This window comes from Mogibacterium kristiansenii, from assembly GCF_029224645.1.
Taxonomy (GTDB): Bacteria; Bacillota; Clostridia; order Peptostreptococcales; family Anaerovoracaceae; genus Mogibacterium_A; species Mogibacterium_A kristiansenii.
The window spans coordinates 18,269-34,486 of the sequence record NZ_JAQXUZ010000005.1 but is presented as its reverse complement, the minus strand read 5'-3'; the positions used below and the strand labels follow the sequence as shown (position 1 = coordinate 34,486).

The 16,218-nt window shown below is 53.6% G+C and carries 11 protein-coding genes; 9 read left to right on the top strand and 2 right to left on the bottom strand.

Features of this window, described 5'->3' with window-relative positions:
• The first annotated feature begins 42 nt into the window (after nucleotides 1-42).
• From trkA to PUE40_RS02260, 6 genes are all read left to right on the top strand, one after another.
• Nucleotides 43-1,428: a Trk system potassium transporter TrkA gene (gene trkA, locus PUE40_RS02285; protein ID WP_277671774.1), complete on the top strand. Its 1,386-nt coding sequence runs from the start codon at nucleotides 43-45 to the stop codon at nucleotides 1,426-1,428.
• Nucleotides 1,418-2,884, top strand: a complete 1,467-nt coding sequence (locus PUE40_RS02280) for a TrkH family potassium uptake protein (RefSeq protein ID WP_277671773.1) — start codon at nucleotides 1,418-1,420, stop codon at nucleotides 2,882-2,884. Before trkA ends, PUE40_RS02280 begins: the two co-directional genes overlap by 11 nt.
• A 122-nt stretch (nucleotides 2,885-3,006) precedes the next feature.
• Entirely contained in the window at nucleotides 3,007-4,602 is a 1,596-nt protein-coding gene (locus tag PUE40_RS02275; protein ID WP_277671772.1) for a helicase HerA-like domain-containing protein, read from the top strand.
• A 249-nt stretch (nucleotides 4,603-4,851) separates the two neighbouring features.
• Nucleotides 4,852-7,815 (top strand): DEAD/DEAH box helicase, encoded by a 2,964-nt coding sequence (locus PUE40_RS02270; protein ID WP_277671771.1) that lies wholly within the window; start codon nucleotides 4,852-4,854, stop codon nucleotides 7,813-7,815.
• Nucleotides 7,816-7,825: 10 nt separating this feature from the next.
• Entirely contained in the window at nucleotides 7,826-8,224 is a 399-nt protein-coding gene (gene mutT, locus PUE40_RS02265) for an 8-oxo-dGTP diphosphatase MutT (RefSeq protein ID WP_277671770.1), read from the top strand.
• A 134-nt stretch (nucleotides 8,225-8,358) separates the two neighbouring features.
• On the top strand, nucleotides 8,359-9,231 hold the full coding sequence (locus tag PUE40_RS02260; RefSeq protein ID WP_277671769.1) for an FKBP-type peptidyl-prolyl cis-trans isomerase: 873 nt from the start codon (nucleotides 8,359-8,361) through the stop codon (nucleotides 9,229-9,231).
• A gap of 503 nt (nucleotides 9,232-9,734) precedes the next feature.
• Here the strand turns inward: PUE40_RS02260 and PUE40_RS02255 are convergent.
• Nucleotides 9,735-10,637, bottom strand: a complete 903-nt coding sequence (locus PUE40_RS02255; protein WP_277671768.1) for a cation diffusion facilitator family transporter — start codon at nucleotides 10,635-10,637, stop codon at nucleotides 9,735-9,737.
• 186 nt (nucleotides 10,638-10,823) lie between these two features.
• A complete protein-coding gene (locus tag PUE40_RS02250; protein WP_277671767.1) occupies nucleotides 10,824-11,816 on the bottom strand; it encodes a flavodoxin family protein in 993 nt (330 codons plus the stop codon).
• Between the two features lie 344 nt (nucleotides 11,817-12,160).
• On the opposite strand from PUE40_RS02250, the gene PUE40_RS02245 reads away from it, so the two are divergent.
• The 3 genes from PUE40_RS02245 to PUE40_RS02235 are packed head-to-tail and all read left to right on the top strand — an operon-like array spanning nucleotide 12,161 to nucleotide 16,208.
• On the top strand, nucleotides 12,161-12,730 hold the full coding sequence (locus PUE40_RS02245; RefSeq protein ID WP_154553702.1) for a TetR/AcrR family transcriptional regulator: 570 nt from the start codon (nucleotides 12,161-12,163) through the stop codon (nucleotides 12,728-12,730).
• Nucleotides 12,723-13,394: a hydrogenase nickel incorporation protein HypB gene (hypB, locus tag PUE40_RS02240; protein WP_277671766.1), complete on the top strand. Its 672-nt coding sequence runs from the start codon at nucleotides 12,723-12,725 to the stop codon at nucleotides 13,392-13,394. Before PUE40_RS02245 ends, hypB begins: the two co-directional genes overlap by 8 nt.
• Nucleotides 13,395-13,412: 18 nt before the next feature.
• Nucleotides 13,413-16,208, top strand: coding sequence for an FAD-dependent oxidoreductase (locus PUE40_RS02235; RefSeq protein ID WP_277671765.1), 2,796 nt, complete (start codon nucleotides 13,413-13,415; stop codon nucleotides 16,206-16,208).
• Nucleotides 16,209-16,218 lie beyond the last annotated feature (10 nt).

The window sequence follows — 16,218 nt, the reverse complement described above, 5'->3', positions numbered from 1 at the left end:
CAGTATGCCTAAAGAATACTTATTTCAGGAGGATATATAAATATGAAGATTATTGTTGCCGGTACCGGTAAGGTGGGAAACCTTCTGGCGGATCAGCTCACGAGAGACGGGCACGATCTGGTGGTAATCGATAAGGATTTTGCCGCTTTGGAAGCGGCTTTGGAGCAGTATGATGTGATGTCCATCGAGGGCAACAGTGCATCGATGAGCGTTCTTCGCGCCGCCAACATCGAGCAGACGGATCTGTTGATTGCGGCCACCGGTGAAGATGAAACCAATCTGCTCACTTGTCTTACGGCAAAAGGGTTGAATCCGGACATCACAACCATCGCCCGGGTTCGCTCCCCGGAATACATGGAAAGTACGGATATGTTGGAGGAACAGCTGGGGCTGTCCCTTACCGTCAATCCGGAATTCCAGACCGCTCACGAAATCATCAGTCTCCTTCGGTACCCGGGATTCCTGAGCCGGGAAGAATTCGTCAACGGACTGGTAGACCTGGTGGAACTGCACGTTACCGCCGGCAGCCCGATTTGCGACAAGCCGCTGTACAAGATTGCGGATATCGTGAAATGCCAGATTCTGGTATGCGTTGTGGCTCGCCGGGACGAGGTCATCATTCCTTCCGGTGAATTTGTTTTACAGGAGGGAGATCACGTGTACGTCACCGCTTCCGCCAGCAACCTCACCACACTGCTGCACAACTTGAACATCGTCACCAAGCGCATTCGGAACGTCACCATTACCGGCGGCGGACGGATTACCTACTACCTGGCCAAACGGCTGGAGGACGACCGCATCGGCGTGAAGATTATCGAGCAGCGGAGAGACCGCTGTGAGTATCTGGCAGACCGTCTCCACGACGCCACCATCATTCAGGGGGATGCCTCTAAAGAGTCGGTGCTGGACCGGGAACACATTGAAAAAGCAGATGCTTTTATCTCCATGACCGGAATGGACGAACTGAACGTCATTACCTCTCTGTACGCCAATGAGCTGAACGTGCCGAAGGTGGTCACCAAGCTGGGCCGGGGAGAGAATATTTCCCTGATTGCCAACATGCCGGTGGGCAGCGTCATCACGCCGAAGATTCTTTGCGGCAATACTATTCTTCGATACGTGCGGGCCATGCAGAACGGATCCGATGCAGCGGAGACCTTGCACTCCATCGCCGGCGGAAGAGCGCAGGCGTACGAGTTCAAGGTGAACGAGGAAACCTTGCATTGCAATGAATCGCTGAAGGATATTGAATTTAAAAAGAACATTCTTCTGGCCACCATCACGAGGGACCGGAAGATCGAGTTCCCGGGCGGAAACAGTTTCTTCCAGCCGGGAGACCGTGTAATCGTGGTATCCAACGGATCCATGCCGATTATACAGCTGAACGATATTTTTGAGGAGGATAAAGAAGAAAAGGATGAATTATAAGATAATGATGCAGGTGTGCTCCTGGATTCTCGTCATCGAGATCGGGTGCATGACACCGGCCCTGGGAGTTGCCATCTACACGGGGGATCAGATGGCCGTTATCGGATTCATCGGCGCCATGGCGACGGCCGGCGCCATGTCCTTATTGATGTATGCCGGCTCCGTGCGGCGCCGGATGAATTTTTACGCCAAAGAGGGAATGCTGGTAACTGCTTTTGCCTGGATTCTTTTGAGTATCGTCGGGGCACTGCCTTTCTATCTGTCCGGACGAATTCCGGGATTTGTGGATGCCCTGTTCGAGATTATTTCCGGTTTCACCACCACGGGAGCGTCGGTGGTGTCGGATGTGGAGGGCCTGGGCAAGGGATTGCTTTTCTGGCGGTCCTTCAGCCACTGGATTGGCGGAATGGGCGTGCTGGTGTTCTTCCTGGCCATTATTCCTTCGGCTCACAAAGGCGAGGGATATTCCCTTCACCTTCTGCGGGCGGAATCGCCGGGACCTTCTGTGAACAAAATGGTCCCGAGAATGCGGGATACGGCCACGGCCCTGTATCGAATCTACGTGGTTCTCACCGTGATCAACATCGTGCTGCTTCTTCTTTCGGGAATGAAGCCTTTCGATTCCTTCTGCATCGCATTCGGAACCGCCGGAACCGGAGGTTTTGCGGTGCTGAACTCCGGATGTGCGGAGTACACGCCGATGGCCCAGTGGATTACCACGGTGTTCATGCTGCTGTTCGGCATCAACTTCAGCGTGTACTACATGATGGCCCACAAGCGGTTCAAAGAGGCAATTAAAGGAGAAGAACTGAGGGTGTACCTGTTCATCGTGTTCGCCAGCATCGCCGGTATCGCGGCCAACCTGATGCGTTCCGGAAGCACGCATCCGCTGGGCAAGAACGTGCGGGATGCAGCTTTCCAGGTGGCAGCTATTATCACCACCACGGGTTTTTCCACCGCGGACTTCAACCTGTGGCCGGATTTCTCCCAGGCCATCCTGATCTGCCTGATGTTCGTGGGCGCCTGCGCCGGCAGTACCGGCGGCGGCATCAAGGTTTCTCGAATTTTGATTTTATTCAAATCCGCCAGACGAAACCTCCACAACGTATTCCATCCGGAGGAAATTCGGACCGTGCGAATCGACGGAGAGCGGGTCAGCGAGAAGACCATTCAACATGTTCAGGCCTACCTGGCACTGTACGTGTTCATCGTTATCATCAGTTTCCTGCTGGTGTCCCTGGATCCGAAGGAATTCTCCATGTCCACCAATTTCTCGGCGGTAATGGCCACCTTCAACAACATCGGACCGGGCTTCGATGCGGTGGGACCGATGTCCAACTTCTCGGCGTACGGCGATTTCTCGAAAATCGTCATGTGCATCGATATGCTGCTGGGCCGTCTGGAGATCTACCCGATCCTCACCATGCTGGCCTACAGCACCTACAAGAAAGCGTAGAATACGGCAAAAACAACGAGCGGCGACTCCATACGGGGCGCTGCTCGTTTTCTGTTGCGCCGATTCGAGGGAGCACGTATAATGATGAAAAGAAGCATCGACGAAAGACGGAGGATGACGTTATGTACGAGAATGGAAGAATATATATGGGCCTGGCGGGGGACAAGCGGGTGGAAATGGTGCTGAAAATGTGCAACCGCCACGGGTTGATTTCCGGCGCCAGCGGTACCGGCAAGACGGTCACCATGAAGGTGATGGCGGAATCCTTTTCCGATGCGGGCGTGCCGGTGTTCATGTGCGATGTAAAAGGAGATGTGGCGGGCATCTGTGCACCGGGGCAGAGTACGGAGGATATGGAGAAGCGCATCGACCGTTTCGGCCTTCGGGGGACTTTTACTTACCGGGAATATCCTACCACCTTCTGGGATATCTATCAGGAGGGCGGTCACCCCATCCGGGTCACCGTCAGCGAGATGGGGCCGGAGCTACTCAGCCGGATTCTGGGTCTGACAGATGTGCAGGAAGGCATCCTTCACATCGTGTTCCGCATCGCCGATGACAAGGGCCTTCTGCTGACCGACCTGAAGGATCTGCGAGTCATGCTGAACTACGTGAGCGAGCACCGCTCGGAATACATGATGACCTACGGAAACATTACGCCCCAGTCGGTGGCGGCCATCTTGCGGGCATTGCTGCCTCTGGAGCAGCAGGGCGGCGACCTGTTCTTCGGAGAGCCGGCCCTGGATATTCAGGATTGGATCCGCACTGATGCCGAGGGCCGGGGCATGATTAACGTGCTGGACTCGGTGAAACTGGTGCAGAATCCGACGCTGTACGCCACTTTCCTTCTGTGGCTGCTGTCGGAGCTGTTCGAAAGTCTGCCGGAATCCGGCGACCTGGACAAGCCGCGCCTGGTATTTTTCTTCGATGAGGCGCACACGCTGTTCCGAGATGTGCCGAAGGTGCTGCTGCAGAAAATCGAACAGACGGTGAAGCTGATTCGCTCCCGGGGTGTGGGGGTGTATTTCGTGACCCAGAGCCCGAGTGATATTCCGGATACTGTGCTGGCTCAGCTTTCCAACCGGGTGCAGCATGCCCTGCGCGCCTACACTCCGGCGGAACTGAAGGCGGTGCGTACCGCCGCTCAGACTTTCCGTGCCAATCCGGAATTCCGGACGGAGGATGCCATCCTGGAGCTGGGCGTGGGGGAAGCGCTGACCTCCTTCCTGGATGAAGAGGGCGTGCCGACGATTGTGGAGCGTACGAAAATCATCTGTCCCCAGAGCTCCATGGCGCCGCCGGATCCCATGTTCCGTTCCAAAGCCATGTTGCACGACGGCATGGAGAAGTACGATGACTACATGGACAACGAGTCCGCCTACGAGGTGTTGACGGCAGAGGCGGTAAAAGCAGAGGCCGCCGCGGAGGAGGAGGCCGACCGTAAAATCCGAGAAAAAGAGGAAGCGGCGGCAGAGAAGCAGCGCCTGAAGGAGGAAGAGGCGGCGAAAAAACGCCTTCAGAAATTAGAAGATGAGGAGCGGCGCCGCCAACAGAAGCTGGAGGATCAGGCCCTTCGCAAGAAGGAGCGCCAACAGGAAAAAGCGGAAGCCGATGCCCGCCGCAGGGCGGATCGGATTGAAGCCGAGCTGCTGGCCGTGGGGGCCAGTGTCCTGACCCGGGGCCTGCTGGGGGTACTGCAGAATCAGTCGAAGAAATAGAAGTTATAGGTGCAAAAAGTCAGATTCCCACACGAAAGGTGTGGGAATCTGACTTTTTGGTGTATTGGTTAGACGGCTTTGCAGACGGTGAGAGGTCATGTTGGCGCCTTGCTGCCCGCAAAGCCTTGATTCTTCGTCGAGTCACGCCAACATGAGGAAACAGACCTTTCTTGAGCGCATTGCCGGCGCTGTGATATAATGACCCTGTATAACCGTAAAAAATATTTGAACAGAGGAGCAGCGTGATATATGCAAAAGAATGAGAATCGAAATTCAAGTATAGAAGAGCTGCGCAAAGGCTTTCGCACTGCTTTTATCGATGGAGAATACAATTCGAATCTGGCATATCGGCCGGAATTCTTGTCGAACAATGCGGCAGAGGGGAAGAAAGTGCTGTCCGCGATTGAGAGCGAACTTCTGCGGTGCGATGAATTCGCCATCAGCGTGGCGTTCATTACCAACAGCGGAATTGAGCCTTTTATGCAAACGTTCAAGGAATTAGAACACCGAAATATTCCGGGAAAGATTCTGACCACAAATTATCTCAATTTCAGCGATCCGAAAGCCCTTCGCCGTCTGTCAAAGCTGCAGAATCTGGAAATTAGAATGTATGTCACGGACGATGAATCGGAAGGTTTTCATACCAAGGGTTATCTTTTCCGGAAAGATGAAATGTACCGGGTAATTGTGGGCAGCTCCAATATGACTTTAGGGGCGCTGACACGGAACCGGGAGTGGAATACCAAAATGGTATCCACCGAGCAAGGCGAGTTCCTTACCGAAATCCGTCAGGAATTCCAGCAGCTGTGGACCTCGGAGCGGACGCGGAGTTTCGAAGATTTTATTGATAAATATGAACTGCTGTACAGGGAGATTCAGAAGCAGAAGAAGGTGGCGACTCAGGGGAAGGCCATCGATTTGTTGGGATATCAGCTAAAACCAAATTCGATGCAGCTGAACTTCATCCAGAATCTGCAGAAGCTTCGGGAAGAAGGAGAGAATCGAGCACTGCTGATCTCTGCCACGGGTACCGGAAAAACCTACGCCTCCGCATTCGCGATGCGAGATGCGGCGCCGGGGAAAGCCCTCTTTGTGGTGCACCGGGAACAGATTGCGAAACAGGCGCTGAAGAGTTATCAGCGAGTATTTGGAAAATACAAGCCGGACGGAAGTCCAATTCGGTATGGCTTATTGTCCGGAAATGAAAAGGATTACGATGCGGACTATCTCTTTTCCACCATGCAGATGATGTCCAAAGAGGACGTGTTGGAGAAGTTCAGACCGGAGGAATTTGATTTTATCTGTATCGACGAGACCCATCGCGCCGGTGCGGAAAGCTACCAGCGGATTTTGGAGTACTTTAAACCTCAGTTCCTGCTGGGTATGACTGCGAGTCCGGAGCGAACGGACAATTTCGATATCTTTGATTTGTATGACTACAATATTGCGTATGAAATTCGACTGCAGCAGGCACTGGAAGAGAATTTGCTGTGCCCGTTTCACTATTTCGGCATTACGGATTTGGAAATCGATGGAGAAACATTTGATGATGAATCCGGCCTTCGGAATTTTGTCAAGCTGGTGAGCGATGAGCGCGTAGATTATATTCTGAAACAGGTGGAATATTTTGGCTACAGCGGGGACCGGGTGAAAGGCTTGGTGTTCTGCAGTCGGAAGGATGAGGGCGAAGAACTGGCTCGGAAATTCTGTCAGCATGGTTATCGCGCCCGGATGCTGTCGGGAGATGATTCTCAGGCGGTGCGAGAAGAAGTGATCGATCGGCTGGTAAGCGATACTCGAGAGGATTACCTGGACTACGTGTTCACGGTGGATATCTTCAACGAAGGTGTGGATATCCCGGAGGTGAACCAGGTGGTGATGCTGCGCCCGACCCAATCACCAATCGTATTCGTGCAGCAGCTGGGCAGAGGCCTGCGAAAGTCGGATGATAAGGAGTTCGTGGTGATATTGGACTTCATTGGAAATTATAAAAACAATTTCATGATTCCGATTGCGTTGTCGGGCGACCGGTCCTACAACAAGGATACGATGCGTCGGTATGTCAGCGAAGGGGCCAGGGTGATTCCGGGAAGTTCCACCATTCACTTTGATGAGATTTCGAAAAAAAGAATCTATCAGGCAATCGATTCCGCGTCAACCAATGATCTGAAAACATTGAAGGAAGCGTACAGCAACTTAAAACAGAAGCTGGGGCGGATTCCAAAGCTGAAGGATTTCTATAATTACGGAACCATTGATGTAACGAAATTCTTCGATAAGCTGGGATCCTATCACGAATTTCTCAAGAAGTACGAGGCGGATTACACGACGGAGATGAGTGCGAAAGAAGAGGAGATTCTGCAGTTCATTTCCCGGAAACTGGCAAAGGGAAAGCGAATTGATGAATTGGTTGTCTTAAAGGGGTTGTTGGAAAATGAACCGCGAATTCAGCAGTACTACAAGAAATTTATGAAAATCCGGTACAAAACAGATGTGCAGGATGTGGTAACTCATTCCGTGCTGCGAAATTTAACAAACGAATTCGCAAGAAATGAAGATCAAAAGAAATTTACAGCCTGTGTTTTTTTAAAGGAGGACAAAGAAAACTATGAAATTGCGTCGGAATTCCAGCAATTGCTTTCTCACCCGGAATTCCGCTCCGCAGTTACCGAACTGGTGGATTTTGGTATCGAGCGCAGTTACCGCGAATACGGAAATCGATACAAGGATACGGCGTTTCAGCTATACGCAAAATATACCTACGAAGATGTATGCCGTCTTCTGAACTGGGAGCAAAACCTGACTGCGCAGAATATCGGTGGCTATTTTTATGATAAGCGAACGAAAACCCTTCCGGTATTCATCAATTACGATAAAGCGGAAGATGCGATTGCATACGAAGACCGATTTGTTACGCCGGATCATTTGATCGCATTGTCGAAGCGTCCGCGAAAGGTAAATTCCAGCGATGCCGATCATATTTATAAACGAACCGCGGAAGATCAAGACAATCGTATTTTTCTTTTTATTCGGAAAGACAAAAATGATAACGAGGCGAAGGAGTTCTACTTCTTGGGCGAGATCTATGCAGAGGGCGATCCGCAGCCGATTCAGATGGCGCAGTCCAAACGCGATGCGTTTGAAATCAACTATCGGTTGGATCGGCCGGTGCGGGACGATATCTATGAGTACATCGTAGAGGAAACGGTGTAAAGGAGGAATCATGAATAAAAAAACAATATCCGTTGTGGCAGCGGTAATCCGGGACGGCGAGCGGGTGTTCGCGACTCAGCGGGGATATGGAGAATTTAAGGATGGCTGGGAATTCCCCGGCGGAAAAATCGAGCCGGGCGAAACAGCGGAAGAGGCTTTGGTACGGGAAATTCGGGAAGAGTTGGATACCGAGATTTCTGTGGGAAAACTGATTGATCGGATCGAATACGATTATCCGACGTTCCATCTGAGCATGGACTGTTTCTGGTGCGAAATCCTGTCTGGAGACTTGGTGCTGAAAGAAGCAGAGGATGCAAAATGGCTGACCAAGGAGACGCTGGACAGCGTGGACTGGCTGCCGGCGGATATCACCCTGATTGAACAGATTCGGGAAGAATTGGCGCGCTAAGCTGCGAATAAGCGAATGGGAAGATAGCCATTGAGCCGCCGGCCGGAATCCTGTATAATGAAACGAGTACGGAAACAGTACGAAAGCGGATGATATGATGAATTTTATTTTTAGGAAAAGGAAGGTAATGGTACATGAAAATTGCAGTAACATACGATAAGGATAACGGAACCGTATTCCAGCATTTTGGGCATTCCGAAGCGTTCAAGGTATATCCGGTGGAAGACGGCGAAGTGGGTGCCGGTGAAGTGATGGGTACCGACGGTGCCGGACACGAGGCGCTGGCAGGCGTGCTGAAGAATCACGACATTGACGTGCTGCTTTGCGGCGGCATGGGCAGCGGTGCGCAGGCGGCGCTGGCAGAGGCCGGAATCGAAGTGTGCTCCGGTGTGACCGGCGATGCGGATCAGGCAGTGGTAGATTATCTGGCAGGAAAGCTGGAGTCTGCGGGCGTGAACTGCGATCACCACGATCACGAGCACGGCCACGATGAAGAGGGCGGCTGCGGACACTGCGGCGGTGGCTGCGGAAGTTCTTGCGGCGGCTGTGGAAGCCAGGAGCTGCAGATTCTTTTCCCGGGAAAGAATGCCGGCAAGAAGGTAAAAACACATTACGACGGAACCCTGAATGACGGCACGAAGTTCGATTCTTCCTACGACAGAGGGGAACCGCTGGAATTCGTGTGCGGCGTGGGCATGATGATTCCGGGCTTCGATAAAGCGGTTGTGGAAATGAATCCGGGCGACGTGGTGAATGTTCACCTGACACCGGAAGAAGCATACGGCGAGAGAACGGAACAGGCGATTTTCACCGTGGAGCAGAGCCAGATGCCGGGCTGCGAGCAGTTCAACACCGGCGACAAGGTGTTCCTGCAGAATGCGTTCGGACAGCCGTTCCCGGCAGTGATCGCAGCGAAGGACGAGACGACCATCACCTTCGATGCCAACCATGAGCTGGCCGGCCAGGAGCTGAACTTCAAGATTGAGCTGGTGGAAGTAGCGGAATAGGGATAATTGAAAGTGAAAAGAGAGAAAAGCACCGAGCAGCGATTGCGCTGCCCGGTGCTTTTTTCGCATGCGTGGGGAGAGGCGCCGCCGGCATACCTGGGCGGGCGCGACCGGCGGGAATGTGAAGATTTTGCTCCCCGAAACGGAGGTACAAGGCCTAGCGGGGAGCGGGGAGCAAAGAGAGGAGGCCGCCGAGTGCGCGGAAGGGTGATATCCGGCGGCGGGAATGTGAAGATTTTGCTCCCCGAAACGGAGGCACAAGGCCTAGCGGGGAGCGGGGAGCAAAGAGAGGAGGCCGCCGGGAGTGCGGAGGGGCGAAATCCGGCGGCGGGAATGTGAAGATTTTGCTCCCCGGAACGGAGGTACAAGGCCTAGCGAGGGGTCGGGGAGCAAAGAGAGGAGGCCGCCGGTCGCGCATAAAAACACCCTCCCTCCTGGGTGTCCAGGAAAGAGGGTACATATCACATTGGCGGCACGCTTTTGCTATCCTTCTTATTTAATTTTTAAGCCGGGTTCACGTGAACCATGCAGTGTTTTACATTTGGGAAATCCTGTTCGATATCGTCGTGTACCTGCTGAGCGATATCGTGGGCTTCATACAGGGTCAGGGAACCTTCCGCCCGGATTTCCACATCCACGTAGATCATGGAACCGAAATCCCGGGTTTTGAGGGAATCGATGCCTTCCACACCGGGAACGGCGAGGATGGTTTTCCGGAGGGCGTTGACCACCGGATCGCTGCAGGCGTGATCGGTCATCTTGGAGATTGCATCCAGGAAGATATCGAAAGCTGCTTTTAGGATAAAGAAGCTGATGATGACGCTGGCCAGAGGGTCCATGATTGGGAAACCCAAGCGGGCGCCCAGGATACCCACAAAACTTCCCAACGAGGACAGGGCGTCGGAGCGGTGGTGCCAGGCATCGGCCATGAGGGCCGAGGAGCGGATTTTCTTGGCGTTGATTCGGGTGTACCAGAACATGCCTTCTTTGGTGACGATGGAGATGACGGCCGCAGCCAGGGCCAGTTTGCCGGGAACGGTGAGGTGCAGGTAGCTGCTGCCCACGATGTTCCGAAGACCCTCAATGCCAATCGCGGCGCCGGTGAGTCCCAGCATGACGGACAGCACGATGGAGGCCACGCATTCGAAGCGGTCATGCCCGTATGGATGATTCCGGTCCGGGGCTTTGCCCGCCATCTTGACGCCAATCATGACGATGATGGTGCTGATGACGTCCGACGCGGAATGGATGGCATCGGAAATCATGGCGCCGGAGTGGGCGACGATTCCCGCAACCAGTTTGAATGCGGTCAGAACGATATTCAGTGCCATGCTGCGGGCGGACACCCGCATGGCGATGGTTTCGTTTTCTTTCAGTTGAGCCTGATTTCGGCTTTCTTTTTTCATTTAAAACACTTCCTTTTTCGAGCGTATATATAATTATAATTCTTGTATTCTATACCTCGGACACCCTGTTAGACAAGAAAAACCCGAAATTGTTTTTAGAATAGAACGAAATAGAACGAAGAGAAAGGATGCTGCCGAAGCAGCATCCTTTCTCGAAAGGTATGTGTGTTATAGGTAGGTATTTGCTTAGTTGTTCTTGGATGGGGATGGAGTCGGTTCGCATACTGCGGTGTAGTGTGCTTTACGAGCCTTGAACTCCGGATCCTTGTACAGGTTCATCAGACGCCCCTCGTTCTCAAAGATATCGTCGCCGTGGGCTTTTTTTCCGGAGATGGTATCGTGAGCGTGCCATTCGGTAGCCGGGTCGAACTCCAGCTTGAACGCGCCATCCTTGATTTTCAGCGTACCTTGCAGGCCGCACAGCTCGCACTCTGCGGTTGTGGTACCCGGATAGATGTAGAACGCATTGCCCTGGCAGTGCGGACATGCACCTTCCTTACCTTTCCAGTAGGACTTTTCGGTCAGCTCTGCGATTGGGAATTCGTGGCAGTTTGCATTGTCTTCAATAATCTGCTGTGCTGCCTCCACCAGGTTGCGGCCGATTTCCTTCATGCGCTCTACCTTGTCGTCCTGCATGATTACGTCCTTGGACCAGGAGAAGAAGTCGTTGTCGATAACCTTCCAGCCCGGGCTCATCGCCAGCATTGCGTGGTCGGTCTCAACACGAACGGCCCAGTCGGATCCGCCGATGCCTACGAAAGAGCATGCCTTCTGCTGGAAAAGTCTGTCCGGAAGACCTTCTTTGCCGGCTGCTTTCATCTGCATATTTGCGCCGAAGAGCAGACCGGTATCGTGTCCCGGACCCATACGGTCGGTGATGATGTGGAAGAGACCGGATGCGCCGGATTCGTAGATCGGGTCTACGAACAGGAGACCGTCTGCCTCAACCATCTTCTCATACAGTGCTGCAAAATCATCCTTGCGGGTGCATATCATGCCCTTGCCGGTTACCAGACCTCTGGAACATGCAACGCAGCCGGAGCAAGTCTGGATGTCCCAGTCAAACAGGTGGATAAATTCAATTTCCGCACCCATCTTCTGAGCTTCTTCCAGAGCCACGCGGCACATGGTGTCGTTATTTCCGTTTTTGGTTCCCAAGGATACGCCTAAGATTTTCATATTAATTCCTCCATAGCTCGAATACTGTGTTAAAATATTTACATTTTGTAATATGAATATACATTAAAAAATGTCTGCAAACAAGCGGAAACCCTTGAAATTGCTATACATCATAGGTTATGGAATGCATGATTGAAGGGTTATAGTACAAAACGAGCCGGAAAAGCCGCAGAATTCCGGGAAAATTTAATCAAAAAAATAACGAAATCTATTGACCGGGCGGGTACGCGGTGATACAATCGAGGAAACTGGGAAACCAAAAACGGTTTCCGGGTTTCCGTCAAATATTGCAGGTTTCCGGATTTTGCAGTATTGCGGAGTGGGAGAGATATAGAGGAGGAAACATGACGGCAGAACTTAAGGAACGGATTGTGGATGTGGCTATCGAAGAATTTACGTTGATGGGCTTGAAATTCACGATGAACGACATCGCCAGACAACTCGGAATCAGCAAGAAGACAATCTACACTATTTTTGACAGCAAGAAAGATGTGCTGGAGGGGATTGCCGACCGGTATTCAGCGGATTTTCGCCGCATGCAGGAGGACATCGAGGCGGACCGAAGCCTGAACAACAAGCAGAAATTCGAACGAATTCTGCTGGCCCTTCCGGCGAAGTATTACAACATCGGTCTGAACCGAATCTACGAGCTGTCCGACAAGTATCCGAAGCAGTACAAATATCTCATGGCCGCGGTGAACATGGGATGGCAGATTGCGGAGAAATACCTTCGGGACGGCATCCGGTGCGGGGAGTTCAAAGAGGTGTCAGTTCCGGTGTTCATGTCCATGGTAAGGGGTACCGTTGAGCGCTTCATGCAGAGCAGCGTGCTGTATGACAATGGGATGACCTACGAACAGGGGAAGCAGGAAATGGTGAGAATCTTAATGAAAGGAATTGAAGCAAATGAGTGAGGTTCGAATTATTGAAATCAAGGAAAGCGTTTTCGCCGACAACGACCGGCAGGCGGATGCGCTGCGGCGGGAGCTGAAGTCCGACAAAGTCTTCCTGATGAATCTGATGTCCTCTCCGGGCTCGGGTAAAACCACGGTGCTGGGACGCACCATCGACGGTCTGAAGGACCGGCTGCGAATCGGGGTGATGGAGGCGGATATCGATTCCGATGTGGATGCCCGGACCATTGCGGAAACCGGAGTGAAGGCCATCCAGCTGCACACCGGCGGCATGTGCCACCTGGATGCGGAGATGACCCGGCAGGGACTGGAAGCGCTGGACGTTCGCGGCCTGGATCTGGCGATTCTGGAGAACGTTGGAAACCTGGTGTGCCCGGCGGAGTTCGACACCGGCGCCTCCGCCAACGTGATGATCCTCTCCGTGCCGGAAGGACACGACAAGCCTCTGAAATATCCCCTGATGTTCCGGGTGTGCGATGCGGTGCTCATCAACAAAATCGACGTGCTGCCGTATTTCGATTTCGATATGGAGCGGGTGGAGGAATACATCCACATGAGAAATCCGGACGCGAAGATTTTCCCTGTGAGCGCCAAAACCGGCGAGGGAATGGCGGCCTGGACGGATTGGCTGGAAGCCAGAGTTCGGGACTGGAACGAAATGTAATACAGGGAGGTGCGAATCATGAGCAAAGAATTGGATAAAGAGCTGTATCCGGACTACGAATATCCCGAATATACCCCGAATCCGGAGGAACCCTTCCGCGAACCCATCGCCAAGCTGGGAAAGCTGATTACAGACCGGGTGCCTCAGAAGCTGGGTCTCAAGAAAATCACCCGGGAGGATCCGGAGTACTGGGGTCTAGCCGCCGTGCTCTCCGACGAGGAAGCGGAGCTGGCCCTCAAGCTGGGGGTTCGTCAGCCGAAAACCCTGCCGGAAATCATCAAACTCAGCAATCTGGAGCCGTCGAAGTGCGAAGCGATGCTGGAGGGGATGGCCCGCAAAGGACTTCTGGAGTACAACTATGAGAACGCGGCCCGGGTAAAACAATACGTTCTGCCGATGTACGTTCCCGGCTGTGCGGAGTTCTTCAATATGAACGCGGAGCTGCTGGAGGAATCTCCGGAAGTCGGCATCTTCTTCGAACGGATGTCCCGGCTGCCTCTGGAGAAAATCACTCCTTTTGTCCCGGAAGGCGGTGCGGGAATCGGAATGCACGTCATCCCGGTGGAGAAGGCCATCGAGATGGAGAACGAGTCGGTAGACCTGGAACACATCTCCTACTGGCTGGATAAATACGAGGGCAAGTACGCAGCCAGTCCGTGTTCCTGCCGGCGTTCCCGGATGAAGTACGACGAGGGCTGTGCCGACGACCCGGAAGGTTGGTGCATCGCCGTGGGGGACATGGCGGACTACGTGGTGGAGACCCAGAAGGGCGGCGAATACATCACCAAGGAACAGGCGCTGGACATTTTGAGACAGGCCGAAGAGAACGGGTTCGTCCATCAGATCACCAATATCGACGGCAAAAATAAGATTTTTGCCATCTGCAACTGCAACGTGAACGTGTGCTATGCGCTGCGCACCTCTCAGCTCTTCAATACGCCGAACATGTCCCGTTCCGCCTACATCGCAAAGGTGGACAAAAACAAATGCGTGGCTTGCGGCAAGTGCGTGGAAAGCTGCCCGACAGGTGCGGTGAAGCTGGGGCAGAAGCTGTGCGACAAGGACGGCTGTGAAATCACCTACCCGAGAAAACCCCTTCCGAGCGATATGCCGTGGGGCGAGCACATGTGGACGCATAACTACCGGGACGTGAATCGAATCAACTGCTACGATACCGGTACGGCTCCTTGCAAAACCGCCTGTCCGGCTCACATTGCCGTTCAGGGCTACTTGCAGCTGGCAAAGGAGGGCCGCTACGACGAAGCCCTCGCGTTAATCAAGAAGGACAATCCGCTGCCGGCGGTGTGCGGTCACGTGTGCAACCGGCGATGCGAGGATGCCTGCACTCGAGGAACTATTGACGAAGCGGTGGCCATCGACGAGGTCAAAAGATTCGTGGCGGAGCGGGATCTGAACGCCGAAACTCGCTACATCCCGAAACCGGTGGTGCCGTCCCTGCGCGGCGGTTTCGACGAAAAAATCGGCATCATCGGTGCCGGTCCGGCGGGACTGAGCTGTGCCTATTACCTGGCGCTGTCCGGTTATAAACCAACCGTTTTCGAGAAAAATGCGGAGCCGGGCGGAATGCTGCGGTACGGAATTCCATCCTATAAGCTGGAGAAGAATCTCCTGGCAGCGGAAATTGACGTAATCCGGGAGCTGGGCGTGGAGATTCGATGCGGTGTGGAAATCGGCAAGGATATCACCTTGGATCAGCTGCGGGCAGAGGGCTACAAAGGGTTCTACGTGGCCATCGGCTGCCAGAAAGGCCGGATGCCGGGAGTTTCGGGACAGGATGCCGCAGGGGCTTCCACGGCGGTGGATTTCCTGAGAGAAGCCGGCGCTCGAGAGGATTTTGATTTCGAGGGCGACGTGGTCGTCGTGGGCGGCGGCAATGTGGCCATCGACGTGGCCAGAATCAGCAGTCGATGCACGGATCATCAAGTGTCACTGTTCTGTCTGGAGCAGCGAGAGGAGATGCCGGCCAGCGAGGAAGAGATTTCCGAAGCGCTGGGAGAAGGTATTCAATTGAATCCGGGCTGGGGCATGAAGGAAATTCTGGAAGAAGAAGGCCGTGTATGCGGCGTGGTATTTAAAAAATGCGTTCGCGTGTTCAACGATGAGGGCCGATTCGCGCCGGAATACGATGAGGACGACACGGTCACCGTGGACTGTCGCCACGTGATTTTCTCCGTGGGACAGACGGCCGACTGGGGCGATATCCTAGACAATACGAACGTAAAACTCCGCCCGAACGGAAGCGCCATGGCCAACAAGCTGACCTATCAGACCGGCGAACCGGATATTTTTGTGGGCGGCGACATCTACACCGGACCGCGATTCGCCATTGATGCGATTGCCGCGGGACGGGAGGGCGCCATTTCCCTTCACCGGTACGTGCACGAGCACTGCACCCTCACCATCGGACGAAACCGGCGGGATTTCGTTGAGCTGGATAAGGAGAACATCAAGGTGGAGGCCTACGATGAATCTCGGCGTCAGATTCCGCCAAAAGGAGATGCGGCGATGCAGGCGGAAACGTTCCGGGATCTTTCCCACAGTTTCACGGAGGAACAGGTTCATGCGGAGACTTCTCGGTGCCTGTCCTGCGGTGCATCGGTGGTAGATCCGAACAAGTGCATCGGCTGCGGCGTGTGCACCACCCGGTGTGTGTTCGATGCCATCCACTTGAATCGGGCGCTCCCGGGCGCGTCGGTGATGCGCACTTCCGAGGAGAAATTGAAGTACATCCTTCCGAACATGGTTAAACAGTCCGTAAAGGTGAAGTTCAAGAAGAAGCCGAAAAAGGAATAAAGGAGAAATC

Bases quoted from the DNA above. Each gene is read 5' to 3' on its own strand.
- trkA (WP_277671774.1), top strand. From the start codon at position 43: ATGAAGATTATTGTTGCCGGTACCGGTAAGGTGGGAAACCTTCTGGCG.
- PUE40_RS02280 (WP_277671773.1), top strand. From the start codon at position 1,418: ATGAATTATAAGATAATGATGCAGGTGTGCTCCTGGATTCTCGTCATC.
- PUE40_RS02275 (WP_277671772.1), top strand. From the start codon at position 3,007: ATGTACGAGAATGGAAGAATATATATGGGCCTGGCGGGGGACAAGCGG.
- PUE40_RS02270 (WP_277671771.1), top strand. From the start codon at position 4,852: ATGCAAAAGAATGAGAATCGAAATTCAAGTATAGAAGAGCTGCGCAAA.
- mutT (WP_277671770.1), top strand. From the start codon at position 7,826: ATGAATAAAAAAACAATATCCGTTGTGGCAGCGGTAATCCGGGACGGC.
- PUE40_RS02260 (WP_277671769.1), top strand. From the start codon at position 8,359: ATGAAAATTGCAGTAACATACGATAAGGATAACGGAACCGTATTCCAG.
- PUE40_RS02255 (WP_277671768.1), bottom strand. From the start codon at position 10,637: ATGAAAAAAGAAAGCCGAAATCAGGCTCAACTGAAAGAAAACGAAACC.
- PUE40_RS02250 (WP_277671767.1), bottom strand. From the start codon at position 11,816: ATGAAAATCTTAGGCGTATCCTTGGGAACCAAAAACGGAAATAACGAC.
- PUE40_RS02245 (WP_154553702.1), top strand. From the start codon at position 12,161: ATGACGGCAGAACTTAAGGAACGGATTGTGGATGTGGCTATCGAAGAA.
- hypB (WP_277671766.1), top strand. From the start codon at position 12,723: ATGAGTGAGGTTCGAATTATTGAAATCAAGGAAAGCGTTTTCGCCGAC.
- PUE40_RS02235 (WP_277671765.1), top strand. From the start codon at position 13,413: ATGAGCAAAGAATTGGATAAAGAGCTGTATCCGGACTACGAATATCCC.